The sequence below is a fragment of the Paraburkholderia largidicola genome, from assembly GCF_013426895.1.
GTDB classification, from domain to species: domain Bacteria; phylum Pseudomonadota; class Gammaproteobacteria; order Burkholderiales; family Burkholderiaceae; genus Paraburkholderia; species Paraburkholderia largidicola.
On the sequence record NZ_AP023174.1, the window covers coordinates 180,960 to 206,123 of the forward strand.

Sequence of the window (25,164 nt, forward strand, 5' to 3'; positions counted from 1 at the left end):
TTATGAGGGAGGAGTAGGAAGTGGCACCGGACCAGATGAACTACGAACTCAGCCAGAAGTTCTATTTCGAGGCGGCGCACACGCTGCACCGGGAGATCGACGCCGAGGGCAGTCGTCGCGTTCACGGGCACACGTATCACGCACAGATTTTCGTGCGTGGCCGGCCGGACCCTACCACACGCATGGTGGTCGACCTCGGTCTGCTACGCAGAGAGATCGAACGTGTTCGCGACCAACTCGACCACCGTTTTCTCGATGAAGTACCCGGCCTCGGCGCGGCAACCCTAGAAGGCTTATGCGCTTACATCTACCGCAACCTTTCGTGCGCGCTGCCGAACATCTCTAGGGTTCGGGTGGAGCGACCTGCAAGCGGAGACTGCTGCGATCTTGACTTGGCGATGGCGATGGCGATGCACGCTCGGGAAGAAGCGCGCATCTGACACAGGCGACGCTTACCCCGCCGCTTGAATCTGCTTTATCACCGTCTCGACGATACGCGTCGTGCCCGTGCCCTGAACATGGCACAGGGCGTCCGGCGTACGCAGCGCGTCCTTGATACAGAAAAATGCCTGATGCGTGGCCACACTCGACACGAAAAACACGAAGTCGGCGTGGCGCGTACTTTGACGTAGGCGCGGCGTGCACTCCGTATCACAATTCGTCGTGACCTTGAGTTTGGGACTCAAGGTCTTGAGCATATCCATTGCGCGTTGGGTTGCCTGGCTATCCAAACTATAGATCATCACGCGCGCTTCGGAATCGGTAGTTTCCGGCTCAACAGACCTCACCACCTCTTGCGACGGCAGCGTGAAGGGAATCGAGTTCTCATTAGCCAGAAGGCGCAAGAGGGCTTTTTGCGCATCAGCGAGGCGGGCTAAGAATTCGCTGCCCGCACTCAAAATGGCGACTAGCAACTGGTTGCGCGCCTGATCGTCGCGCGAGGGCGACATTGCCAGTGAATCGGCGAGATCGAGCGCCCAAGGCATCGAGTGAGGAGAGCGCACGACGTCGAACATTTTCTTCAGACGTTCCATCAGATGTCTGTACTGCTCGGGCGTCGGGCCGGCCCGCACGACGTGCAGCGCCGCCTGCTTGATTAGCTCCAGTTCGCTTTCGCCGTAGCGGTCGCGCACCCATATGGTGTCGAGCAGTTGGTCATACAGAGGAATGAACGGCACATGCGGCCGAGTCCGCTCGACGATCCAGTCAAACCAGACTGGCAGAAGCGCGTCGAAGGTGCCGGAGTTGCTCAGCACTTCGTCTTCCATACTTTGCAATAGACGCTGTTGCATGGCGTCGTCGATCTTGATGAGCGCGTCGGCGTTGGCAAGTTCGCGCCAGAACTCCACCACGTTGTCCGCCGCGGCCGGCTCGCTCTCGACCTCGTCCAGCAACTGCGCCTTCAGGTCTTGCGGGGGGAAAGTCTCGGCTAGTCGAGTGACATCGCCGAGCAGGCGCGTGCGGTTTTTCTGAACCTCGGCTGCTACCGCCGGGTCGCTCGCCTCCAAACGTGCGATGGTCAGCACGGCGCGTTCGGGATCGTCAATTTCCTTAGAGCAACGGAGCAGCGCAATCAGCACATCTACGCTATCTTCGAGCGACGACAGCAGATCGTAGGCCTGTTCGTAGCGTTCAAGGTTCATGTCCTCGCACGCTACATCAAAGCCGTTCCGCGGCGTAAGCGCTTCGATCAACTTGACGATACCCGCCGTGGCTGGGCCGAAGGCGTGGTCACCGAGTTCGGCAAACCATTGAGTGCAGAGATCGACGGCGGGCTGGGTCTGCGACAACTCGTGCAGCACGAACGACTTCAGCGCGGCGGGGCGACGCGAGCGTCCCAGCGAACGCAGCAGATGGCCGGCGGCCGGGCGAACCTGCGTTTCGAAGGCCTTCTTCAGTCGCTCAGGATCACCGGACGCCTCGTGCGGACGGATCCAAGTTTCGTACAGCGCTTCCCAAATGTCACCGAAGGTTTCCGGCGGCAGTCGCAACTTGAGCAGGTGCGAAAAGTTTTCGTGGTCGAGGATCTCGTCCCATCGGCCGAACGACGCCGCGATGCGAATGTCCAGGAATGCGCGGTTCTCGGCGCTCAGACCGTGCTGTTCGCGCAAAGCCGCGACGGCGGCGCTGGCTTCGGCCTCGTTCTTCGCGAGCAAGGCCCAGTCGAGCGCCGCGCGCAGCTGCGCGAACGTCCGGTGCTCTAGCTTCCGGCGCTTCGGCTTGCGCTGCAACAGCTCCCAATACACGCACCACTGCTCGACGATATGCATGTCGAACTTCGGTCGGTTCGCGGTGAAGCGCACCGCATGGAAACCGTGCTTTGTGAACAGATCGTCTGCATTCTTAGGGGGGACCGTCGAAATGTCGAAATCTGCGAAGCCTGGGCCGACGAATGCATCGAGATCGGCGCGGACTGCGCGCTCGCCCTGCTTGTCGCGCGCGCATGCGTACCAGGTAACGCGTTCGTCCGCCGCGCTGCGGAACGGCAGCAGCATGGGCAGATCGGCTTCGCCCTTGCGTGTACGCTGGATCGCACTGACCAGCGCTTCGGGGACTTCATTGGTGTTGGGTTCGCCAGTATCATCGTGTCGTGCGGCCGGAAGCACGAACAGATTGGGCGCGGCGAAGAACGCATCGAGACATGCGGCCGCACTTTGCGCCAGCTGTAACTGATGCTCAGATGCCATGGTCTTGGAACTCCATCTTGGCCTGCGCTATACGCTCTCCATCGAATTCCAGCGTCACGTGTTCCTCGTTGAGCGAGATTCCGCGCTCCGTGAAGTTCATCGACCCAGCGATCAACACGTGGTCGGTAAGCAGGCTCTTGGTATGCAAGGTATTGCTTTCCTTCCAGTCGCACTTGTCCTGCAGTCCGGAATCCGCTAGCGCGCCAAAGAGGCGTTTTTCGAACGGCTTGTTGTGATTTTCTGCGCGGACCCGGATCACGAGCCGCGTGTCATTGGAAGCAATTGCCACCAGAACGTCGACCAAGCGAATCTCGCGCCTGCTCCATTCGGGATTGAGACCGCTGAAACTGCCTATGCTGTTATCGAAGATGACAATATTGCTGATCCACGGCGCTAGCAGATGAACCGTTTTGCTCGGCGCCAGCAGCTCCTTGGCGAAGACGGCCGCCAAGGCATTGCGCGCGGCTTCCGGTGCAGACGTGGCCGACTTGAAAATGCTTCGGGAGGTACTCATGCGGATTCCGGAATCGAGAAGTGGAGCTCGATCGTGTCGTCGCGCCGCCTGACCGAAGACAGCGTCGCGAAAACGTTCAGATAATCGAAGTGGATTGGCTCGACAGTCAGCGTGCGAATGATCGTCGGGACGAGTTCATGCGCCTGGTCAGCCACCACCGCAAATACTGCTTCAGAGCGAGCGATCAGTTGCTCGCGCGCGTTCTCCAGCCAACCCGGCTGGCTCGGATCGATCGGCGCTTGGCGTTGCGTCAGCCATTGTCCGAGCAGCAGACGCTCAGTCGCGATATTTGGCACGAATCGATTCGAGAGCGGCAAATTTACCGCGCGCAGTGCGTGGCCTTGCGGCCACAACAGACCCATCAACACACCGAAGCGCCAGCTTTCGCGGTCGCTCATGGGCAAGACAAGGCCAGAGGACACAAAGGCGGCGTCCAAGCGCGTGTCGCTGCTGTAGACCGCGCACATCACCCGAACATCGATCTCGATGCCGTGCAGGTGTTCGAGTCGTATCCAGTGATCATGAATCTCGGCAATCAGCCGGTCGATTTCCTCAGGGGATCCGGGCCTCAGCATGCGCAGACTCAGGGCCACCGCGTAGCCGTGGAATACGGCTTGTCCGCGTCGCACCAGGTCCGCGCGCAGACGGGCGAACTCTGCCTGCGCCGTGGTCGGACTGGTGGCATTACGCACGCGCATGACCGCATCGACGATTTCGGTTTTGCGATCGTTGCCGCCGAGCCATTCCACCAGCTGCTTTAACTGCGTGTTGGTCGACTCGAGATCACTGGCTTCTAGCGCGGCTTCGACGTGCCGGTAAAAACTGTCGGGACGCGAAGCGAGCAGTTCGACTACCTGTTCGATCATGCCATTTCCGCCGGGGCTGGTCTCCGAGATCCAGATTTCCGCTCGTTGTGGCGCAGTGCCGTCGAGGCGTATGCCGGGATCGATATCCACGATCAGTCCTTCCGGATCGACCTGCGGGCAGGCCTGCTGAATGGCCTCCAAGCAGGCGGCTCCGAGGGTGGCGCGCATGGTTCGGGCCAGCCACGTTTCCCATTCTGCGTCGATCGGCATGACGAGTACACGTGCCGCGTCCCGCACGGCGAGCCGCACGCTTTCGAGACCGAGCGCTTCAGTGAGCGCTTGCCTGAGGCGATCGGGACTTTCATCGCCAGGCTCTGTCTCGGGCATCTGGAACACCGTGGAGAGCACGCCCTGCAGCATCTCCATGCGCGCGCCGTTGGCGAGCTCGTTCAACGCGACCGTCAGTGACAATTTCTCCGTGGTGGCCACCAGAATGGCCGCAATCTGGAAAATCTGTGCAATCCAGCCCCGCAGAAACGGATTTGCTACGGTCTCGACGAAGCTCGGACAATGCTGCGCTTCCCAGTTGTAGCGTGCGGCACGGGCGGCGCGCACGCGTGCCTCATCCGACCAGTCGATGCTCTTGTGCAACTCGGCGGGTAGATTCAGCACGATCAGAAGCGCGTCCGCGTCGATCTCGAAGCCGACGCCGGAGGGCTTGCCCTCTTGTGTGAAGCGCCAGTCGACTGTCAGGCGGTGCGATGTGTTGCCGATCCGCATGCGCATATCCGCTCGCGATGCGATTGCGTATCGCCGGATCAGTGCGGCAGATTGCCCCGCGTGCGTATGCGCGACGAGTGAGCTGAAAAGGCGACTCACGCCGATATGCTCGGGCGGTCGGAATTCCGTGCCGTCGCGCGGCCCTTCGAGATGCGAGCTCCATTTGAGCTGCGCATTGGTTGTGTCGCTTATCTCGGGCAAGCCGGCGCTCCGTGCGGGCGCTGCCTGCAGGCGCGCGGTGCGGGGGCGAAAGGCTTGATACTCGACCACCTTGCGGCCTTCCATGCGATGGAACGGCCGCTCGCCCTGCATTTGATACCAGTCTCCGATATCCGCGTCTTGCTCGACGATCTCCTGATTCATGTCGAGGTAGCTTTTGAGCGTTTGCGCTGAAACACCCAGCCAAAGCGCGTGATCGTAACGACGCGAGACCTTGCCGGGCGCGAACTCGCCCAGTGCCTGCTGAACAGGCAGATAGTGGTCGTCCGCTGCCTCGCCAGGCAGGGCGAGGCGCATTTCGGGCAGGCTCAGATCATCGAACAGATTGGCTGGAATGTAGTCGGGCAGGGGATGGCCCGCGCTGTAGTCGGGATGCGCCGAGTCCTTGCCCAGCCAGTTCATCTGCAGACGACGCATGGCAGTGGGCACCGCACCGAGCAGTAAAGGGCGCGGATGGTTCCACAGCAGCACATTTAAGTCTTCGCGCGGGATCGCAAGGCGTTTCTGCAGCGAAGCAGCAAGGCGCTCGCCCGCATCCTGGCGGATTAGGACGTGTTTGAGAAGGTCGTGGAGACGCTTGTGAGCGAGACGCGTCTTCAACCAGTACCAGCCCGATGTTTCCAGGTTCTCGCCCCGATGCCAGCCTTTCGGCGCGAGTTGCTTCGCCTTGATCCGTAATGCGTTGTGCTGCGCGGAGATTTTCGCGGGCTGAGTGCTTTTGAGGACCTCCCTGAGCTCGCGAAGGTTATGCGGCTCCCAGTGTTTCAGCAGGGCTTCATCGGGCGGCCCTTTCATATCACGCCAGACGTAGATTCCGAGCGGGTCCGTGTGCGTCATATCGCCGAGCTCATCGAGCAGCGCATAGACCGACTGCATGCGTTGCACGTAGCGATTCGAAAGCGGTAACTGACGCGCCGGCAGCTCGGGATCGAAAAGCGTATCGTAGGCCTGATATGCGAGACGGTCCCGGCCGTAGTCGGTCAGCACGATCATCGTCCACGGGCGCATGTGACGCGTGCGGCCCGCCCGTCCCTTGCGCTGCAGGAACGAGGCAATGTCGCGCGGCGCTTTATGTTGCACGACCACGCCGACGGCCGGATCGTCGAAGCCGACCTCAAGTGCAGCGGTAGCCACCACGACTTCGCTGGCAGCGCTGACGCCGGAGTCGAGTGCCGTCGTGCGCGCAATTTCGAGCCGCGTTTCTAGCTTGTGACCGATATTCTCTGGCACACGCCAATCCTGGCCGCCATCGTAGCGGCGGTTCTGCTCGAGGCTTGAACGCAGCCGGGCAAGACCGCCCTCGGGATAACGCGATGTATTCGGGTGGCCAGAGAAATGGCGGCCTTCCGCATCCAGAAGGTTGCGGAACAGGCGGTTGGCTGCATCCAGTTGATCTGTGAAGGCGAACGCGCGCCATCCGAAGAACGGGTTGCTGGTCTTGTCGAATCGATTGCGCGGGTCGAGCAGACGCGCTGAGAGCATCAGCGTCTGGATGGTTGTTGACAGAAGCGCGGCCTGAGACACCGGATCGCCGCGAAGAGCGAGCAGATACTCCGCGCCTTCATCGATGATGTCATTCTCCAGCGGCTTGATCTCCTGGACCACGGAATCATCCAGCCCCGTGAGACTGGCGAAAAAGCGCCGGCCTTCAGAGATGGTCGCGGAGAGGCCGACGAAACTCGAGCGTCTGCCGCTCGCGCTCCACCATCGGCGCATCAGATACGCGACCTGTGCGCCGTAGGTGCCGGAGTACAGATGCACCTCGTCCATGAGCACGAGGCTAGGCGCTTCGAGCGCCTTCGGACCGATGCCGAAGAGATGACGCAACTGCGGGTTGGATAAGTGGCGGTTGAGCATCTCCACCGACGTGAACAGCACATCGGGCGGCTCTTTTGCCATGGCTTCACGCGTAAATGCAAGCCGGTCCGATTCGACACAATGTCCGCACGACTTGCAGACGAGCCGGTCACGTGCCAGTTCCTTGTCTTCGGCGCGGACGACCATCTCTCCGCCGCAACCAGGCTTGGGGCAGGTGAAGAACGGGCAGATGGATTCGCGTCCATTGGATCGCCAGCCGCTCTGCTTGAGCGCGCTATGACGGGTTCCGGGCGTTTCGCCGTACAGTACGCCGACTCGCAGTGGTGCGCCGCCGCGGCTCGAGATCCAGTCATCGAACTTGCCGCACTGTTCGTAGACCTCGGCTAGTTGATCCTTGAGCAACTCGTTACGTGGATACAGCGCGAGGACCCGAACCGACGACTTTGGCGACTCCACCCGCTGCCGGGCGATCCACGCGAGCGCCGGCAGATAGAAGGCGAGCGTCTTGCCGCTACCGGTGCCCGCCGAGACTAGAGTGCCCGCTCGCACGCGATGGTGCAGGCCATCCAGAATGCGCGCGGCGGCATCGACTTGAAAGCGCGACATGCCTGCATTTGGCGGCATCTGGTCGAGCCAGTGCGCGACGGCCGAACGCAACAGGGGATCGGTCACGGCCGTGTCGATGACGCTCATCACCGCATCGCGCCGCTGATCGCGTTTTGGGTAACGGCGGGCGCGGCGCAGGAAGCGGTAGTCCGCGACCAGCGTCGGTGCTGAGGTCCATTGAGTCGGCCCCGCGTGTTGCGGAAACATCTGGCGCAGCCGCGCGATAAGGCGTACGCCTTCGGCCATACGCGTGCGCCAGCGCGGGCTATGGTCACCCGAGCCGGTATGCGAATGCGGTATTTCGAATATCATGCGGAGCGCGACGAGCTGGTCCCGCAAGTCACGCGCGGTGGCGATATTGCAAGCCACGTCGTAACGCAGTTCGGAGTTCCGTTTATCGTTGAGGACACGGTTCAGTGCCTCGTACACTTCATCATCCCCGAGCGCATTGTCGACCAGCCCCCAGACGAGCGCACGCGCCTCGATCTGCTCCAGTTCGTCGAGTGCGCGTTCTGCCAACGTGAGATCGGGAGTCAGCGCCATGTGCCCACCGTGCGGGTACGGATGACGAAGCGAGAGGTGTCGTCGTATTGTCGGAGCCAGATGAGAACTTCCTCGGTGAGGAGATCGAGCGCGGCGCCGTCTGCCTCCATTGCTTTGAAGAACAATTTGACGGACTGAGGCGTAGGCGTCAGCGTCGAGACAATCTTGCGTAATTCCTCGACGTGTTGGCGCAGCGCGTCCGCCGATCGGGTATCGGGAGGCATGGCAGCGCTCTTGAGCGAAGCGTACAGAGTGTATACCTCGCGATATCGGGCGAGTGCCTGCTTGTTGCCGGGAGTCTCCGGTTCGCGTGCAAGCAGCGCCGAGGAGGCTTCCGGTTCACCGAGATCACGGATCAACGCGCGCCAGCTTGCGCGGATAGCATCGCTGCTCAGGCTGTTGGCTTTGTCGGCCTGGGCCAGTAGTCGTATCCAGAACTCATCGCGTGACAATGCATCGACGCCGTCGCTTTTGCTGAGCCGTTCGCGCGCTTCCGCGCATAGAGCTCGCGTTGCCTCGTCGGCGCTTGCAAGCTCGGCCAGTTTGGATGCGGGCGGCGCAAGGTAGCCGGACTTCACGTGCAGTTCAGCGCGCTTTTCCTTGCGGCGGGACCATTCGGCCGAACGGTTCTGAATGGCCGACAAGTGAGAACGTAGCTGATTGGTACGGATGACTTGATCGAGTCCGGTTCGTGTCAGTTGAGCCTGTTCGAGCAGTGTTGGCATCATTCCTCCCAAGCCAGATCGCGGAAGAGGGCGTCATGCGCTTGGACGGCTGCCTGATCGTCGATCGAACTGGTCTGTGCTTTGATGGATTTGTCGAGGTCAATGAAGAAGCGCCGAAGCAGGGCGACTTCCTTGTAGATTGTGATGAGTTGCGGCAACGGGACGAGCGAGAGGGCCGCCAGTTTCTGATGCGTTTCCCAGTTCGCGTCGACGGGCTGTACTTTTCGCAGACGTTGGATCGCCTGATCGAGCGGCTCGGCCGCCAGACGATCCACCGCACCGCGCACTTCGCTCAGCGCAACGGAGCCAGTCGGCCAAGCGGGCGTCTGACTCGCCTGATCCACTATCGCGCACATTTCGTCTCGCCATGCAACGCGTGCATGGTCTTCGGCGAAAGCCGCGGCAGCTTCCTGCAAATACAGGTCGACTGCCGTTGCGAGGTCTCGCACGATCATATCGACGGCTTGCGGCTCAAGTCGGTCAAGCATATCCTGCACTTCATTGCCAGCCTCGCCATTGCCGTTGAGTACGAACACCCAGCGATCCTGAACTTCCTGCTTAATGGCCTGGCGGAAACGTTCGTTGTCGATGGCCAGCACCTTGCCGCCGTCACCCTGATAGCACGATAAGTAGCGGCGCAGGCGCTCCTGCAGTCGGGGGCGCGTGTCAGTCGCCAGTTTCCGGGTCGTCATCGCTCTGCGCACTTGTTGCGAAAGATCATCGACCGCGACGGCGATTTCCTTAGGTGCATCGGCAAGCAAGTCCCGCAGACTGGGGTTGTCTGCACGCGTGGTCACGCCGAGCAGCAAATCTTGTCGATGCAGTGTGAGCGCGGCAATCCCAGTGTCGCGGACGGCCTCATCGAGCACCATGTCGAGTATCTGATGTTCAAGCCGTTCCAGTAACGTGTTGGCTGCGGCATAGTCTGTTTCCCCGTTGGGATAGGACCAGGATTTCCCATTGCTGTCCCAACGGTCGAGCGCTTTCAGGCCGGCGATGACAGTCGGCGAAATAGGCACGTCCGGCGGCGAAACTTCAATCTTCAAGCCCTTGGTGGGATTGCTGATCGTGCTGGCGGGCGGAAGCCAGAACCAGTCCCGGTTGACTTCCTGCCCGCTCAGGCAGTAGTCGCCGAAGTTCATCCGCTTGTTCAGAGCATCGGCGAGCAGGGTGCGCGTTCTGACCGGATACGTTCTGATCAGGCGCGTGTTCTGGTCCCACAACTCGAGCGCCTGTGCATATGGGCTTTCCGCCGGTTCGGGCGGTGGTGGCGGTGGCGGGGGTGGTGGCGCCACTTTGCCGCCTCGATGCGGATCTGGATCGACCGGTACGGGTTTGGGCGTCACGACCGCATCGAAAGGCCATGGCAGCGAGAACGCGTCGAACACGTTGCGCGTGGCTGGTGGGGCTGTATCGAGCGTGTTGGGATTACCACCCCAGTGAGCGAGCCCCGATGTCACTCGACCGAGTTGTTCGGGTGTCAGACCTTGATAAGTCAAACCGACGCTCACTGCGGACAGTAGCTTTGGATTGCGGAAGTTGGCGGGAGGAAAGCCGGCAGCCTCGAAGGTAAAGCGCTGACTGAGCGTGCTGCTCAATACCTCGTTGATGTAGGCGCGGGGATTGAATGTCCAGGCGTCGCCGATTTTGAGGACGCTCGCAGCTAGCGATTTGATCGCGGCGACATTGAACGGAAAGAGGCTATAACCTGATTCACTGCTCCCGAACGACGCCAATTTTTCCGACCAGGCCGCGTCCAGCGTGGGATCGAATTTGGGCACCCACGAATAGAGATCGTCCCGGTTGGGAGCCACCGTGTTGAAACGCCGCTTCAAATGAGCGATACCGTGGCGGGCTGCGTTGAGGTAGCGTCCCGTGAACTCGACCAGCAGACGCGTGACGGTTTCCTCGTCGATGCCTTCGCTCGGCACGACCCATTGCTCCCGCGCGCGCGTCAGCACGGTCTGCCGGCCTGCAAGGAAACCATCCGTAACAGCCACTGCCGTGCGGATCGGGGCGCGCACGCGCACGCCCTTCTCGTCGCTCTCGGCGATCATGATGTCCAGCAAGGGTTGCTGAATGCCTGAGAGGGCCGCCAGATCCTCGATGAGCAGCACCAGTTCCTTGCCGTCCGCGAGCAATTCTCGTCGAATCTCGTCGACGACCTCCTGAATAGTGCGTTGATTCAGCGCTTCTGTGAATCGGAAAATGGTGCGTAGAGCCGAGTCCAGCACTTCCTGCAGCACTTCCGCGGCGATGCCGCGAGCGGCGCCGTTCGAACTGGCCAGGAACGCGAGCGCTTGGCCCACGGTCCGGCGCAGTTCCATGCTTGCGACGGCTGCAGGTGGTTCGAAGTCCGCGATCTGGAATTGCCGGCGCGCGGGGTCAGACGTGCCGCTGAGGCTTGCATCGACGATTCTCAACAAAACGTCCCGAAACCACTGATCGCGAATCTCGGGGTCACGGATCATATCGCGCACTCGGTTCGCAGCGACGATGCGAGGTCCGAGCGTTCGGTCGCCGCTCGCGCGAATTTGCTCCTCCACTTGCGCCGCGTAGGGGCCGAGTTCCTCGGCGAGCGCGGTCGCGAGAAGTTCGGCCGCGCGTGGCGGGTCGAGCGACTCCACCGCGCGACTCAGGTCCGCCCGCAGCGCGTCGTATCGTGCGCCGCTCAGCGGGGCGAGAATCCGTTCGACTACTTCGCGAAGACTCGCCGTCTTCGGAATCGGAACCACGACTAGATCTTTGCGGCGCGGATGGCGATCGAGTTGCGCCCCGAGCCAGCGGATCATGTGCGATTTGCCGACGCCAGACGCGCCGGTAATCGCAATGATGACCGAGCTGCCGTCGTTGACGGGGCGCATGAGCGAGTCGAGCAGGTCGACTTCAGACGCATCCACTTCATTCCCGGCCTGAGCGGAGCGTCGCTTCAGCGTGATGGGCAAGTGTACTGCGAGCAACAGCGCCTGATCTACCGTTTCGGCTTCGGTGCGGAGACATTCCTCCACATGTTCACCGGTGGGCCAGAATTCGATCAAAGGGTTCATCGGACGGCTCCTGCGCTGGGTCTTGCGATCCACTGAAAACTCATGTCGGCGCGCATGCCGTTCACACCGGTAAGAACGATAGAACTGCCGACGTCGGCGCGACGCTGCAACAGCAGGTCTCCTGATCCGCGCAAATTGAGCAAAGCCCTGGACAATGCAGTGCTGAGTTGACCCGCCTGTAACGGCGCGAGTGCGTTGCCGTCCACGGAGGAGAGGACTTCTTGCCTCCACATGCCACGGTCGAGTACGGGCAGGGCCTGCGCGAGTTTGTCGACAAACTGGGTCGCGTCGATGTCTTCGCCTTCTCCCAGGATCTTGGGCAAGACATCACGTATTGCGACGGTGGGATCGATGTCCGCAAACGGCTGCTGGCTGAAGCCGAGGAAGCGCGCCCAGTATTGCAAACCAGTGCGTCGAGTCGGGTTGCGGAACAGCAATCGCTCGGACTCTCCCATTTGCTGAACTTCCAGCGCCTCGAACTGGCTAAAGCCGGTTCGATACACGTCCTGAGCGAGCATCCATGCAAGGGAACGGGTGAGGTCCGCTGCGGCCGCGCCTTCGGACATCCAGAACTCCCCATTGTTTTCTGCAGCCATGACGCGCGCACAGGCAGTCCGGCGCGTGAACGCAAGCAGGTCCTTTGCGCCGTCGCGGCGGCTGGCAGGACGCTCTGTTACGGTGATCGCACCGTCGACTTCCTGAAATAGTCCCAGCGCCGTCCAGCGCAACAGCGTGCCGCGCGCCAGTTTTCCAGCATCGGAAACCAGAGCGGGCGGCGCGACGGCATCGAGCAAGGCTTCGCGGGGAATTGGTTTGATCGCACGCAGGACCGTGGCGTGCAGCTGGACTAGGATGTTCGGCAGCCCGTCGTTGGTGAGATTCAGTAGGCTCATAGGGTCAATGCCCGGATCAGGGACTGTTCATCGGTATGCGGAAGTACGCTTGACCATAGACGGTCGGGGCGATCCGGATCTCGAGCAGAATTGGGAAGAAGCACGACAGTCATCGCACAGGGCGACGTTTTCAAAGCCAAACTTAGGGAGTGACCGATTGATTCGGAAGACAAAATGACGATCCGTACTTCATGTTCGGCGCCATCCAGGCCGTCGGGCCGGGCTGGATCGAACAAGTCGATGAATGCATCGGAGCGCAGGCGTCGCAAGCGCGCCCGCATCGAGTTCAGCGCGACATCCTGCGTCTCACGCTCGAGCGCGATCGTGTGTGGCTTCAAAGTGCTGACGAGCGCGTCGAGGACGTTTGTGGTCGACTGTTGCAGAACACGAGAAACGTCATCCACTACGATGAATGACAGATTGCCATACACGCGAGGGACGCCCCGCAATGCGTTCGGAACATCTGGTCTCCGCGAAAAGATGTCCAGTCGAGCAACGAACGGTGACGGTGCCACCGGCTTGCGCGGTCGCTCGGACCAGTGATGGTTGCAACCTCCGCAATAAGGACGAACCGGAGCGAAAACCGTATGCAGCGCGACCCGATAGAGTTCACTCAGGGCGTCTTCTACCTTCCGTTCATTGCGGGCGATCGACAGCATCAACTCCATGCCCTTGTTGTTGGCGGACCGCGCGTCACTTCGAGCGCGCTGCATTTGCTGATCGAAAGTCGCTCTCGCCAGATGGCCTGCATTGGAGAGGCGTACCGCTGCATACGTAACGGTCGTTTCGGATTCTTCGAGGTCACTATCAGGTTTGCCGAATCTGTCCGGCGGAACCGTGGATAGTGCTGTTATATCGATTAAGCCAGCGCACGCCATGAGATTGAGCGTGCGGAGATTCCATTCGAGATTGGTTGAACCTTGAACATTTAGCGCCGGACGGAGCCGGCGCAGATCCACCCAAGTCTGGTCGCCTTCGGCGTCACGGGCAACCGGACGCTCGATCATCATGCTCCAGCGCTCGAAGGCGATTTCGTTGCCAACGTAGCGTGGCGCTGCGAGCCCTTGCGCCTGCTGGATATCCTCCTGTGTGTAGAGCAGCAGACTGGCGGACGCGATGCCGTCACGCCCGCCGCGCCCGACCTCCTGATAGAAGCGGTCCAGCGATTCCGGCAGCGTCGCGTGGACGATGGTGCGGACATCACTCTTGTCGACGCCGACGCCGAACGCGGAAGTGGCGATCATGCCGTCCAACTCATCTCGTTTCCATTGCGCGAGCAGCGTTTTTCGCGCGCTTGCACCCGTTTCGCCAGTGAACTGCGCGATGCGTTCGAAGCCATCTTCGAGGAGTATTCCTAGCCACTGCTCGGCCTCGTCGGGCCGTGTGACATAGAGGATGAACGGGCGCGGCGCTAATCTGAGTGCCTCGACGACACGTTGCTTCCGTTCGGCGAGCGTTGCACAGAAATGAGTTGCGTAACGCGGCTCTGGCCGGAGGTAGACGGCAGAAATGAGCCTGGTCTTCTCAGGCGGTCCGAACTGGCGTTGCAGCACTTCGATAGTGTGCGAGGTGAGCGTCGCAGACGCGAGCACGACTCGGATCGAGCGCGGCGCCATGCTGCGCAGGCGTGAAATTAGCGCGGGAAGAAGTTGAAACGCTGGCCGGAAGCCACTGCCCCAAGTAACGACGAGATGTGCTTCATCCACGACGACGTGAGTAAGACGCCCCGCTTTCGCACAGTCTTCTAGCAAGCCTCGCAGCGAGCCGGTTGCTGCCTCGGGCGAGGTGAACAGCACACGCTGAGTGCCATTATTCATCGCACGAAACACTGCGGTGCGCTCGTCCGGGCTGAGGCCGCCGTGATACGCGAGCGGCTTCTCCTGCCAGTTGACGTCTTCTCTGCGGAAGAACTCGGCCATGCGCTCGCCCTGATCGATTGCCAGCGCGACGGTGGGCACAATCGCCAGCGTGACATGGCCTTCACCGTTCAAAAGTGGCGGCAATTGGGCCAGCAATGATTTGCCGCTCCCCGTCGGCAGCGCGGCGATTAGCGTGATGTCGGAAGGCATGTGAAGGAGGCTGCGCACGGCCTCGCGCTGACCAGCGCCGGTGAAGAACGGCAATCCCAGCGCGTCGCCGACGACGGGCTCCGCTGCGATCCATTTGCGGTCGAGCGCCTGAGTTTCGACTAGCACGTCGTCGAACAGGTCGCTCTGCTTGCCCAACCAGCTTAGCCGGGGACTTTGTGCGCGAATCTCGAAACGGCGCTCGAAAGCGATCACCTGGAACTGAGCTGCTTCCCACGCGTGGCGATCCGGCCATATCGGTCCACTTGGCACGCTCAGCCATTGCGCCCCGCCGCGGTGGGTATGCAGCAGTAACCACTGCCGCAGTAAGGCCGCCAATTCGACGTGCGAGCGGTGCGCATGACCATCGACATATCGCAGCAGTACTTGTCGGAGGCGCTCGAGCAAACCTGTGGCCTGATGCGTTGTCAGAATCTGATCGGCCCGCCCCCAATCCGCTAGACACTCCTTGAGTTCGGCGTCACCGAAGAAATCGCGCTTCATTGCTCGAACGGGTCTTCAGAGGCCAGGAAAACCACACCCGCAACATCGAGATCGATATCGGGTTCGGCAAGCGAATTGCGGATCGCGGCGCAAAGCGCGTCGTCGTTGGAGCGCTCTTCGAGTTCGCATCGCCGCTGCGCGCCCGTTAGCCGCGCCAAGCGTGATTCGGTCTGGGCGTGACGTAGCCGCTCTTCGCGGTCCAGCGCGGTCAGCGCCTGTCTGACGTGCGCACGGCACGCGTCGGACTGAAGCGCGGCGGCTTCGGCCGTCTGCCGCGCTTCTGCGCACAGGGCCGGCCAGTCTCGCAGCCAGCTGGTTTGGATCGGCGACGGAAGGTCGCGCCACCGGCGAGGATTCAGGTTGAAGTCGCGGCGCGTGCCTTGCCAGAAATCGGTATACGACGCTTCCATCAGTTCCGACGGGGTCGATACGACCGCGCCAGAACCATCCACCCAGATGCGAAGGAACATCGGCGCGAGCAGCGCCTGCGACTTGCGGGTGAGTGACTGTTCAAGAATCGACTGTCCGTCGGCACCGCGTCCGTCCAGCTTCGCGACGAGTGCGGCCGGCCGGATGATGAAATCGAACCGGAAGAACAGATCGGCGCCGCTCGGATCGTGCACCTCGTATTCACGGTCGACGCGCCACATGGCGAAGGCGCGTCCGCGGTCGTCCTGCTCGCAGAACGCCTCGAGCGATGCCACCAGCGGATCACCCACGCGCAGTACGCGCACGCCCTGCGACCGCGCAGCGCGCGTCAGCGCATTCTGCCGGCGAAACACGTAGCGATAGGTCAGCGGCGAGCGCGAGCGATCGCTCGGCGCATCGACGTCGATGCTCTGCAGGAACGTGCGCAGATAGCCGCCCATCGGGATGAGTGTTCTGGGCACACCATGTTCCATCACATAGGCTAGCCTGAATGCCTCGTCCGAGTCTTGGTTGATGGGGCGCGAGCCGTCGTAGCGAACTTGAAATTTGAGGGCTTCGCCAGCAAACCGGATCAGCGCGGCGCGCCACTCACGCCACGACTGATCACATTCGTCGACTTGTTCCATGGCGTCCAATTCTTGCTCACCGAGTGCATCCAGCCCGTCCTGATGATCGATCTGCTTGCGTTCACGTTCGACCAAGCCCATTGGCCCGCTGAGCGCGGTCGCGTGTTCACGAATAGCCGGTGTACCTTGCGCGAACCACTCTTCCTCTAGCGTCTGCAAGGCTGATTCGATCAGGTACTGCAGGCTCGCAACCGAGCGGTTGAAAACCTGCCAGCCAGTATCAAGCGTGTCGATCCACGCACCTTCATCGGGGTTTGATTCGTCATGCAGCGCATAGGACACGATGGGATCGCCTTTGCCGAAACGGTCAAGCCGTCCGAGACGTTGCTCGCAGCGGTTCGGCGAACCCGGCATGTCGAAGTGAACGGCGATCTTTTTGCCTCCATGGAGATTTACGCCTTCTTCCGCGCGCGCGTCGCACACGAGCACGCGAACCTTGTCGGTCGTCGACAGGAATTTCTGCCAAGGCAGCGGGGTGTCTTCGTCCTCGCAGTTCGCACGAACTTCGTGACGAACGACCTGGGCGCCAAAGGAGCGCTGCAAGTGTTGAGCGGCGCGGTCGGCATCGGTGCGATCGCTGCAAAAGACCACCACCTGCGCATTGGGTGTCGCCAATATGCCTTCGAGCGTGGCAGTGAGGGTATCTAGGCGCTCCTGACCGTCGCGCATGCGTTCCGCGCTGCCGTCCAATGCGTCGGCAATCTCGAGCGCCTCGTCGTCGCGGATGTTGTGTTGCTCGAGCAGCTTGCGCACCGAGGTACGGTCGCGCGAATTGAGCACATGACCGAGCACGGCAGCTCGCAGCGTTGCGGGCAGCGTGTCCAAGCCGTTCAGATGCAACCGCAACTCCTCCAGTTGACGTCTCCAGCGCTCAGCCCCGGCGCTCCTGAACGGGACTCGCTTGAGGCCAGCACGTCTAGGCGTGGCCCATTGCAGCGACTTGCGGCGATTCCGCAGAATACGTCGATGCAAACGATAACTCTCCACCAGATGCGTTTTTAGATCCGCAAGTGCGTTGACGTATGCCTCGTCTTCTTCATCTGGAAAAGCGTTAAGAATCGCGCGCAACGCATCGACTTTTTCCATCAGCGTGATGTCTTCACCATACGCCTCTTGAAGGCGGTCCAACTCGCCAGTGAGACTCCAAAGATTCTCAGGAGTCAGCATTGCGACTACCTCCGCGACGACCTGGCGCGTTGCTATTCGTCGATTGAATCCATCGAGATCGTCGAGCGGGAATGCCACCGGATCGAGCAGATGCAGTACGCGTAGGAAGCCTTCAGGGTCCGACAGTACGGGCGTTGCTGACAGCAGCAATAACCGGGGAATGCGGTGCGCGTGGGCCTGCAGTCGCCGGTACAGCGTGATCTCGTGCTCGCTGCTAAAACGTGAAAGGTGATGCGCCTCGTCGACTACGAGCAGTCCGGCGTTAGCGAGTTCGTCTTCAACATCCGCGACATCTTCGTGGCTGACAACATGAAGAAAGTCATCGAGGTCGTTGCCGAGGCCGAACCTCGTGGTTAGTTCCTCTCGCCATTGCGCGACGAGAGCGGGAGGCGCAAGAACGACGGCATGTGAACTTCCCGGCGGTATGTCAAGAAAGAATTGGCGGATGATCACGCCGGCTTCGATGGTCTTGCCCAAGCCGACTTCGTCCGCGAGCAGGTAGCGCTGCACCGGATCGGTCAATACGCGCCGGACGACCTCAAATTGATAATCGACCAGTTCGATAGAAGACGAGAGAGCGGCTGTGATGCCCGAAGCCGCGCTGTACTGAAGCGCGACCTGACGCGTGAAGGCGCTGCGTGCATCAGCGAGAAATGGTGTTTCAGTGGCTTCGCTGGTGAGCAGTGGCAGAGGGTCGCGCAGGGGGCGGTTCCAACGGACCTGAAGATCTGCGGCCTCGACATTGGCCGATTCACCATTTGGGAATTGCACGAAAATGGCAGCGCCATTTCCGTCGGTCACGCGTCCCACCTGCCAGCGGCCAGTCGATTGCCGCCTAAATACGCGTGTCTGGGTAGGCAGGCAAATCGGCTTGATGTTCGTCAGGGATGATTCAACAACCTGCGGTTCAGCCCCGGGTGCATCGAAATATTGAACACGGGCGATTCCGTTCGTTGCACCGGCGAACTTTCCGATTCCCCAGGCAGAGTACGGCACGGCGGTGATCTGGACGAATGCGCCGACTTCAGGTCGAGCGGCCGGCATCACCGCGCTCCCGCCAAAATAGACCCGGATTCGCTCGATGTCGGGCTTTTCCGATACACGTCGGAATAGCATTCCCGAACCCGACCCTCACAAGTGAAACAACCAAAGTGAAATTGCGGCATCTCTGCTGGCGCCTTGCGCTTCTAGACTTTCTGTTTATCGCTCACGTGAGCGGCTAATGGTCGCTTCACTCGACCCCTCTCTCATGAGGTCCCCGGTGTGCCTTACAACGTCGCAATCTTAAGATCTTTCGACGATTGGCGCGACGGTGAAATGTTACCTATGTCTCAAAGCAACAACTAAGGCGCCTACAGAGTAGTAAACGGCACCCGTAAATCCTTTCTTGAACGCTAAATAGAAGTTGAGACGTGCGACAACTTGCAAATATGCGCGATTTGCCGCTGCTATCTATTCAGACGATCGAACCCCATTTTTAATTGCTTTCGCGTCGCGAGTGTGCTTAAGTGCGTGCCGGCGATTCAGCGCTTCCATACGAGGTGCGATGTATCGATTTAATAATTTGATTTGCACGATACTATTCCTCACCCTGACAGGGTATGGAGTGACCGGTGCAGACAACGGAGTCCGAAGCGCGGGGAGACTAACAACTGCCAGGCGAGAACTGCAAGGCGCGAAAGAGCAAACCTACGCTCGTATCTGTAGCGTTTCCCCGCTTTAAGCGATACGAACCTTGCGCAACAACACCCAAGACCAGATAGCGCCCCCTGTAACCTTCGCCAGAAATTGCAGTCCTGCGATTGTCGGGAATATCGTGCCAAATGCGATCAGCGGGAATACGACAGAGTCAATCGCTGCGCTGGCTACGTTTGCGCCATTCGCACGCGTGAGAACGGGATAGCGTCGCACCGCTTGGAACACGACCGCGCTCGTAATGGCCGCCGCGCTAAATGCGACGAGAGACGCCAAGGATATAACGCCTGAAGCCGGATTGAGCATATAGCTGACGACACCGGCGCCGGTGATCAGGCAGAACATACGAGCCCACAGCGAGTGCCCATGCCAGTCCAAGTGAAGACGATCTCGGATAGCAAGGTCGAGGCCGATCAACAAGAAGGCGTTGATCGGAGTGGACGCCGGGCCGAAATGCGCGACGCTCAGGTTTGCTGCGGCAACCGCTGCAATGTAGATCAAAATGTACACGGAAAATGACAAGGAGAAGTTGGATGTGCAATCGATGCCTTCGATAACTAGCGAAGGTGACATGGACCGTTTGCGTTCTATGGTTTTTTATCTTCTGCTCGATAGTTTGCTGGCGATTTTAGGAAGGACTCGATGTCGGCAACTCGCCAGCCAATCGATCTTGGCCCGATCTTCAACTGGGGAGGGAAGGTCCCCTCTTTGACCCGCTGATAGATCGTAGAGCGAGATAGCCCAGTTTCCCTCTCGACCTCTACGCGCCTCATGATTGCGGCTGGTGGCCGCGGATCCGCTGGCTTCATCGGGGTGATCGCCGCTTGCGGTTCGGGACCTTGAGGACCGTTGTGTTCTTCCTCTACTTGTCGGACGGATTTTGCTCCGAACTCTATCAGCATTTTTGCGAGTTCGTCACCCACTGCGCGCCACCGTGCGAATGCCTCGCAGTAAGAGACGACGGAACGTGCATCGACGCTGCTGAGCACTCCAGCATCGGAGAGTTGTTGGGCTACCGTAGGCCAGTGCGCGATTGCTGCGGGAGAAAGCTGCCACAACACATCTGTATCAGCACCGTGTTTAGGACGGTTTCGCCGATTTGCCTCATTCGATTGATCCGATGCACTAGCTTCTCCGGTTTGGCCTGATTTCCGCGGGCGCATATCACGCTCCTTTCAGTTGCCTGTGAAACTTGATCCCTGCTTGATTGAGCACCCAGGCTTCGATCTTGTCATGCCACATCCGCAGCAGGTCGAGTGGCCGACGTCGATAGTGCTTCTCGGCAAGTGCCGACGGTTTGTGTCCTTGGATCTGGGCGACGACGCCAACGGGAACCTCGACCCACTCTGACAGGGTTCCGAACGATCGACGTAGGCCGTGCAGCGAGACATGCGGCAAACCTGTCGGCGCCAATGCTCGGTTATGCGCATGACGTGGTTCGGCGATCTTTCCATCCGCCGCCGTCTTGCTGGCAAAGACCCACTCGGACGGTTCCCATTCTTCTCGTCTTTCGGCAAGTCGCTTCGTTTGACGTTTGTTAGGTGGGGTCTCGTTCAGTCGCCGAAGATTCAACAATAGGCTCGCCAAATACGGGGTGAGCGGTATCGTTCGTCCACCAGTACCCTCGACTTTGTCGTTCATAGTGAGACTGCGCCAGCGGAAGTCCACGTCTTCCCACCGCAATGCAGCTAGCTCTTCCCGCCGGGCGCCCGTGATCAGCAGGCCTTGGAGATATGCGCTGATGACTGGATTCTCGATGCCGCGCACCGCGCTAAACCAAGCCGATAACTGCTCCCGTTGCAAGCAGTCGTCTTTCGCGGCGCTTCGCGGAAGGATGCCTTTGACCTTTGGAGATGTGTAAGCGTCGTGAGGAATGATGCCCGCATATGCCTCGTCACTGTCACACCATCGAATGAACGCTTTGAACAGACCGAAAGCATGGCCAGCATTTGTCGGTCCCCGGGGTATCTCAGCCTCGAGCCACTCCGACATGGACGTCGCCGTGATCTCGGTCAACCTCCGCGGCATGAGCGGCGCCAATGGCCCACGCACCTTCTCTTTGCCGCCGCGTTTGGCAATACCGCCCCCAGGCGAGGAGAGGTTGATGTGATCAATGATGTATCTCTCGGACCGCGGCTTTTTCGTTTTGGGGGAGATCTTCGTTCGCAGATGCTCCAGGTAATGCTCCCACGCTTCGCCGACAGTCACGTCCTGACGGCGCTTCGCTGCCTGACGGGCTTCGTGTTCGGCCTTCTGCTCAGCCTCTCGCTCGCGCGGATCAACTCCGTCGTCGATAATCGTCTGGAGACTGCGAGCGCGCTCTTGAGCCTTGTCGATCGTCCAGCTCCTCGGATCGCCGATCGTCATCCGGACCGTCGAGCCATGGATCTTCCCTTGGTAGATATAAGCCTTGGCTCCACTAGGCGTGGCTCGCAAGCCGAGGCCGGGGGTCTTGCTATCCCAAAGAAACGACTGCGACTTACCCTCTTCGCAGCGATGCGCCTCTACACGAGCCGCAGTGAAGTTGACCTTAGCCACCCAACCCCCTTGCTCATAAGTCGGCGATTTCGTGTAACCGCCATGTAACCAGATTATGCGCCAACGAGGGAATCTCGATCAACAGTAATGAGGGGTGGTTTCAATAAAAATCGTTTAAATTCAGGGAATTAAATATCTGGATAAGCGTGAATCCATTTCGATCAATGTCGACTTGTTCGCATTCGCAATGCGAAGGTCGTGAGTTCGATCCTCATCCGCGCAATTGCGGCCCAATAAGAGCCGCGATCGGTGAAAAGACCGAAGTCTTCGTGCATCCCTTCGATGCGATCCTCGAAGCTCGCAGTGGCTCCCAACCACTTCATTTCCCCAACATCCCCTTACACCATGCGTAAGCATGGAACGTTCTCACTCCCAACGGCTCCTACACCACGTAAACCCCAGCACCTCGCGACCCGCAGCGCAGCAAAACCGCGCCGCCGGCCCAGCACTTTTCCAAAAGAGCCTTTCGAATGGACCCGCACCGCCCGCGATCTATCGAAGTGGATTTTTTCCGAGGGGTCGTGCTGATCGTGATCGTGCTCGACCACATCCCTGGCGGGGTGTTACAGCACCTGATGTTGCACGCCTACGCCTTATGCGACTCGGCGGAAGTTTTCGTCTGCCTCGGCGGCTATGCCTCAGCCGCAGCCTACGGCGCGGTCCTAAGCAAAAAAGGCGAAAAAGCCGCCCACAACCGCTTCTACAAACGCTGCTGGGAAATCTACCGCGCCTACCTGCTAACAGCGGTGCTGACATTACTTTCAGGCGCAATCCTGCAGCTACTGCAACTCAACCGCCCAATGGCCGACCTGACAGGCTGGCCACTATTCGTCGAAGCACCGCTTAGAGAAGCCTTCGACATAGCAATCCTCAGACGCCAACCGTACCTGTCAAGCGTCTTACCGATGTACGTCATCTTCGCGATCACGGTCCCGTTCATCGTCCCACTAGCCCGCAAAGCCCCACTCACCGCAGCAACAGCCAGCCTCGTAACCTGGGCGCTAGCAGTCCCCCTAGCCAGACTCTTCGCCATCGACGACGTCAGCGATTGGGCTTTCAACCCTTTCGCCTGGCAGTTGATGTTCGTGATCGGTATCCTGTGCCGTGAGCGTCCGGTTTCAGATCGCTTCCTGGAATCCAAACCCGGCCGCTGGTTCACAAAAATTGCAATCACAGCCGTGCTAGCCTTCGCAGTGGTGAAGCTTTTCATCCTGACGCAACCGCTCCCTGGCCACCTGAAACAGAACTTGTCGATTGAACGCGTGATCAATTTCCTCGCTATCGCCTGGCTTGCCGTCGTCCTTGTCCGCGCCGGCACCATTGCGAAACTCGCGCACAAAGCGCCCGCCGTCATCAAGGTCGGCCAGACTGGATTAGTGTGCTTCGTCGGCGGCACGCTGATCTCGCTGATCGTCGACACAGCAACGCCGCGCAGCATCCACGGCCTGACCCACGGCCTCGCGGCGCTCGCCGGCGATCTCGTAGCGATCATCGCCGTGCTGCTGCTCGCGCGTTTCTGGAAAGACTGGAAGGGCCCGACGCAACCGCGCGCTGCCGTCAGCGGAGCCGACTGCCGATGAAGGGCGGTACTGCATGGCTGCGTGCAGCGCTCCGGCTCGCACGCGCGGCGCTCTTATGCTGTGCCGTCAGCATGGCAACAGCTGCCGCACCCGAAGCCCAGAACCAAACCCAATCAACGCAAAAGCCCCCGTTCGCCACCCGTTGCGCGGACCTGAACGGTCTCTGGCTAGACGCCGAAACCATCGCACTCCCGACCCACGGCGCCCACGTCGAATCCGCAACGTTAGTCACAGCCCAAACCCCCGGCAACGGCGCAGGCGAGTTCTGCCGCATCACGGGCGTCATCCGTGCGATCAAAGGCACGACACCCGACATCCGCTTCGACCTGAACCTGCCGCGCCGTTGGAACGGCCGCGCATTGCAGGTCGGCGGCGGCGGTTACAACGGCACTGTCGTAACCGGCATCGGCGTGATGCCGTTCTCACCGATCCGCGCACCGCTAGCCCAAGGCTACGTCACCTTCGGCGACGACTCCGGCCACGTCGGCAACTCCGCATTAGCGGTGTTCGGCCTGGTCGACGAAGCCGTCGTGAACTTCGGCTACGCGCATCTGAAGAAAACACACGACGCGGCCCTCGCTTTGATCGTACGCATGTACGGCCATCCACCCGACCGCATGTACTTTGCGGGCGGATCGACAGGCGGCCGCGAAGGCTATACGGCGATGCAGCGTTTCCCCGACGACTACGACGGCGTGATCGCCGACTCCCCCGCGCTGAACTTCTCCGGCGTAAGACTGATCGGCATCCGCCTTGGGCAGGCCGAGTATGCAACCCCGGGCGGCTTCGTCCCACCCGCGCTGCTCGAACGCGTCTACCAGAAGTCGCTCGAAGTCTGCGACAAGCTCGACGGCGCGACGGACGGCATCGTCAGCGACGTCGCCGAATGCCGCCAGCGCGAACCCGAGATCATCGACTCGCTGCGCTGCCATCGCGGCACGTCATACGCCCATGAAGGCGGCTGCCTGACCGACGCGCAACTATCGACACTCAACGTCCTGCGCAGCGGCCTCACCCTGCCATACAAACTCGCCTACGACATCAGCGGCTACCACGGCTACAACGTCTTCCAGGGCACGCGTCTGAACGGCATGCTCGGACTCGGCCGCGACCCGGCGCGTCAACCATCGCCGACCTTCACCGGCAACGGCTATCTGTTCGCACAAGCCGACGGCTACATCCGCTACTTCGTCACACAGGACGCCACCTTCGATTCGATCAAATTCGACGTACAGCATCCCGGCAAATACCAGAAGCAACTGGTCACGCTATCGCAGGTCATCGGCGCAATGAACCCCGATCTCGGCCGCTTCATCGCTAAAGGCGGCAAGCTGATCACGATGCAGGGCCTCGCCGATGAAGTCATCAGCCCCAACCAGACGATCGCCTACTACGATCGCCTCGTCGACCAATACGGCGACGAGCGCGTGAACGCCTTCATGCGTCTTTACATGGTGCCGGGCTTCCAGCATGGCGGCGGCGTGTTCATTCCCTCCGTCGATCTGCTCGGCGCACTCGACAACTGGGTCACGCGCGGCGTCTCGCCGGAAACGCTGCTCGCCACCGACATTTCCCCGCCAACCAACGGCCGCTCGCGTCCGCTGTGCCGCTATCCGATGTATCCGCGCTACCTCGGCAAGGGCAATCTCAACGAAGCCAACAACTTCGTCTGCAGCGAACCTTAAGCGTCGCTAATCAGATGAAAGCGCGCGTCACAGAGCCGTGAAAGCGCTGTCGCGCACCGCACATTTCGGCCCTCATTTCGCCCGCAATCACGCAGCGCCCCTGTAGTATTGGGCGATCATGCTGCAAGGCGCTGCTATCTGACGTCATCACACGCCTTCCGGTAATGTTTGCGCGCAACGAAAGCGCGCAAACCGTTTGCACACAAACAATTGAGCAAAATTTACCTGCACTCTTC

14 protein-coding genes are annotated in these 25,164 nt (G+C 60.5%); 3 read left to right on the forward strand and 11 right to left on the reverse strand.

Translation table 11 applies throughout. The annotated features are described in order from the left end of the window. Nucleotides 1-35: 35 nt before the first annotated feature. A complete protein-coding gene (locus tag PPGU16_RS00820; protein ID WP_180722514.1) occupies nt 36-440 on the forward strand; it encodes a 6-pyruvoyl trahydropterin synthase family protein in 405 nt (134 codons plus the stop codon). A 12-nt stretch (nt 441-452) separates the two neighbouring features. Here PPGU16_RS00820 and dpdD read toward each other — a convergent pair whose 3' ends face one another. From dpdD to PPGU16_RS00880, 11 genes are all read right to left on the reverse strand, one after another. Further along, nucleotides 453-2,687 (reverse strand): protein DpdD, encoded by a 2,235-nt coding sequence (dpdD, locus tag PPGU16_RS00825; RefSeq protein WP_180721282.1) that lies wholly within the window; start codon nt 2,685-2,687, stop codon nt 453-455. Next, complete coding sequence (gene dpdK / locus PPGU16_RS00830; protein ID WP_180721283.1) at nt 2,677-3,201, reverse strand: phospholipase D-like domain-containing protein DpdK; 525 nt, start codon at nt 3,199-3,201, stop codon at nt 2,677-2,679. Before dpdK ends, dpdD begins: the two co-directional genes overlap by 11 nt. After that, nucleotides 3,198-7,973 carry a protein DpdJ gene (gene dpdJ / locus PPGU16_RS00835; RefSeq protein WP_180721284.1) on the reverse strand — a complete coding sequence of 1,592 codons (4,776 nt, stop codon included), beginning with the start codon at nt 7,971-7,973 and terminating at the stop codon, nt 3,198-3,200. The genes dpdK and dpdJ overlap by 4 nt, the downstream gene beginning before the upstream one ends. After that, nucleotides 7,964-8,701: a hypothetical protein gene (locus PPGU16_RS00840; protein ID WP_180721285.1), complete on the reverse strand. Its 738-nt coding sequence runs from the start codon at nt 8,699-8,701 to the stop codon at nt 7,964-7,966. Before PPGU16_RS00840 ends, dpdJ begins: the two co-directional genes overlap by 10 nt. After that, entirely contained in the window at nt 8,698-11,745 is a 3,048-nt protein-coding gene (gene dpdH / locus PPGU16_RS00845) for a protein DpdH (RefSeq protein WP_180721286.1), read from the reverse strand. Before dpdH ends, PPGU16_RS00840 begins: the two co-directional genes overlap by 4 nt. Beyond that, a complete protein-coding gene (gene dpdG / locus PPGU16_RS00850) occupies nt 11,742-12,638 on the reverse strand; it encodes a protein DpdG (RefSeq protein ID WP_180721287.1) in 897 nt (298 codons plus the stop codon). Before dpdG ends, dpdH begins: the two co-directional genes overlap by 4 nt. After that, complete coding sequence (dpdF, locus tag PPGU16_RS00855; RefSeq protein WP_180721288.1) at nt 12,635-15,208, reverse strand: protein DpdF; 2,574 nt, start codon at nt 15,206-15,208, stop codon at nt 12,635-12,637. Before dpdF ends, dpdG begins: the two co-directional genes overlap by 4 nt. Continuing rightward, nucleotides 15,205-18,546, reverse strand: a complete 3,342-nt coding sequence (gene dpdE, locus PPGU16_RS00860) for a protein DpdE (protein WP_180721289.1) — start codon at nt 18,544-18,546, stop codon at nt 15,205-15,207. Before dpdE ends, dpdF begins: the two co-directional genes overlap by 4 nt. Nucleotides 18,547-19,149: 603 nt before the next feature. Continuing rightward, on the reverse strand, nt 19,150-19,698 hold the full coding sequence (locus PPGU16_RS00865; RefSeq protein WP_243460559.1) for a VUT family protein: 549 nt from the start codon (nt 19,696-19,698) through the stop codon (nt 19,150-19,152). 14 nt (nt 19,699-19,712) lie between these two features. Then, the gene (locus PPGU16_RS43185) at nt 19,713-20,288 is read right to left on the reverse strand and encodes an AlpA family phage regulatory protein (RefSeq protein WP_345961157.1); all 576 of its coding nucleotides are present in this window, start codon (nt 20,286-20,288) and stop codon (nt 19,713-19,715) included. A 1-nt stretch (nt 20,289) separates the two neighbouring features. Further along, nucleotides 20,290-21,663, reverse strand: coding sequence for a tyrosine-type recombinase/integrase (locus PPGU16_RS00880; RefSeq protein WP_180721290.1), 1,374 nt, complete (start codon nt 21,661-21,663; stop codon nt 20,290-20,292). 470 nt (nt 21,664-22,133) lie between these two features. Between PPGU16_RS00880 and PPGU16_RS00885 the strand changes: the two genes are divergently transcribed. Further along, the gene (locus PPGU16_RS00885; RefSeq protein ID WP_180721291.1) at nt 22,134-23,243 is read left to right on the forward strand and encodes an OpgC domain-containing protein; all 1,110 of its coding nucleotides are present in this window, start codon (nt 22,134-22,136) and stop codon (nt 23,241-23,243) included. Next, entirely contained in the window at nt 23,240-24,928 is a 1,689-nt protein-coding gene (locus PPGU16_RS00890; protein WP_180721292.1) for a tannase/feruloyl esterase family alpha/beta hydrolase, read from the forward strand. Before PPGU16_RS00885 ends, PPGU16_RS00890 begins: the two co-directional genes overlap by 4 nt. Nucleotides 24,929-25,164: the final 236 nt, after the last annotated feature.

Bases quoted from the DNA above. Each gene is read 5' to 3' on its own strand.
- PPGU16_RS00890 (WP_180721292.1), top strand. From the start codon at position 23,240: ATGAAGGGCGGTACTGCATGGCTGCGTGCAGCGCTCCGGCTCGCACGC.
- PPGU16_RS00820 (WP_180722514.1), top strand. From the start codon at position 36: ATGAACTACGAACTCAGCCAGAAGTTCTATTTCGAGGCGGCGCACACG.
- PPGU16_RS00885 (WP_180721291.1), top strand. From the start codon at position 22,134: ATGGACCCGCACCGCCCGCGATCTATCGAAGTGGATTTTTTCCGAGGG.
- PPGU16_RS43185 (WP_345961157.1), bottom strand. From the start codon at position 20,288: ATGCGCCCGCGGAAATCAGGCCAAACCGGAGAAGCTAGTGCATCGGAT.
- dpdF (WP_180721288.1), bottom strand. From the start codon at position 15,208: ATGAAGCGCGATTTCTTCGGTGACGCCGAACTCAAGGAGTGTCTAGCG.
- dpdE (WP_180721289.1), bottom strand. From the start codon at position 18,546: ATGCTATTCCGACGTGTATCGGAAAAGCCCGACATCGAGCGAATCCGG.
- dpdD (WP_180721282.1), bottom strand. From the start codon at position 2,687: ATGGCATCTGAGCATCAGTTACAGCTGGCGCAAAGTGCGGCCGCATGT.
- PPGU16_RS00840 (WP_180721285.1), bottom strand. From the start codon at position 8,701: ATGATGCCAACACTGCTCGAACAGGCTCAACTGACACGAACCGGACTC.
- dpdK (WP_180721283.1), bottom strand. From the start codon at position 3,201: ATGAGTACCTCCCGAAGCATTTTCAAGTCGGCCACGTCTGCACCGGAA.
- dpdH (WP_180721286.1), bottom strand. From the start codon at position 11,745: ATGAACCCTTTGATCGAATTCTGGCCCACCGGTGAACATGTGGAGGAA.
- PPGU16_RS00865 (WP_243460559.1), bottom strand. From the start codon at position 19,698: ATGTCACCTTCGCTAGTTATCGAAGGCATCGATTGCACATCCAACTTC.
- dpdG (WP_180721287.1), bottom strand. From the start codon at position 12,638: ATGAGCCTACTGAATCTCACCAACGACGGGCTGCCGAACATCCTAGTC.
- dpdJ (WP_180721284.1), bottom strand. From the start codon at position 7,973: ATGGCGCTGACTCCCGATCTCACGTTGGCAGAACGCGCACTCGACGAA.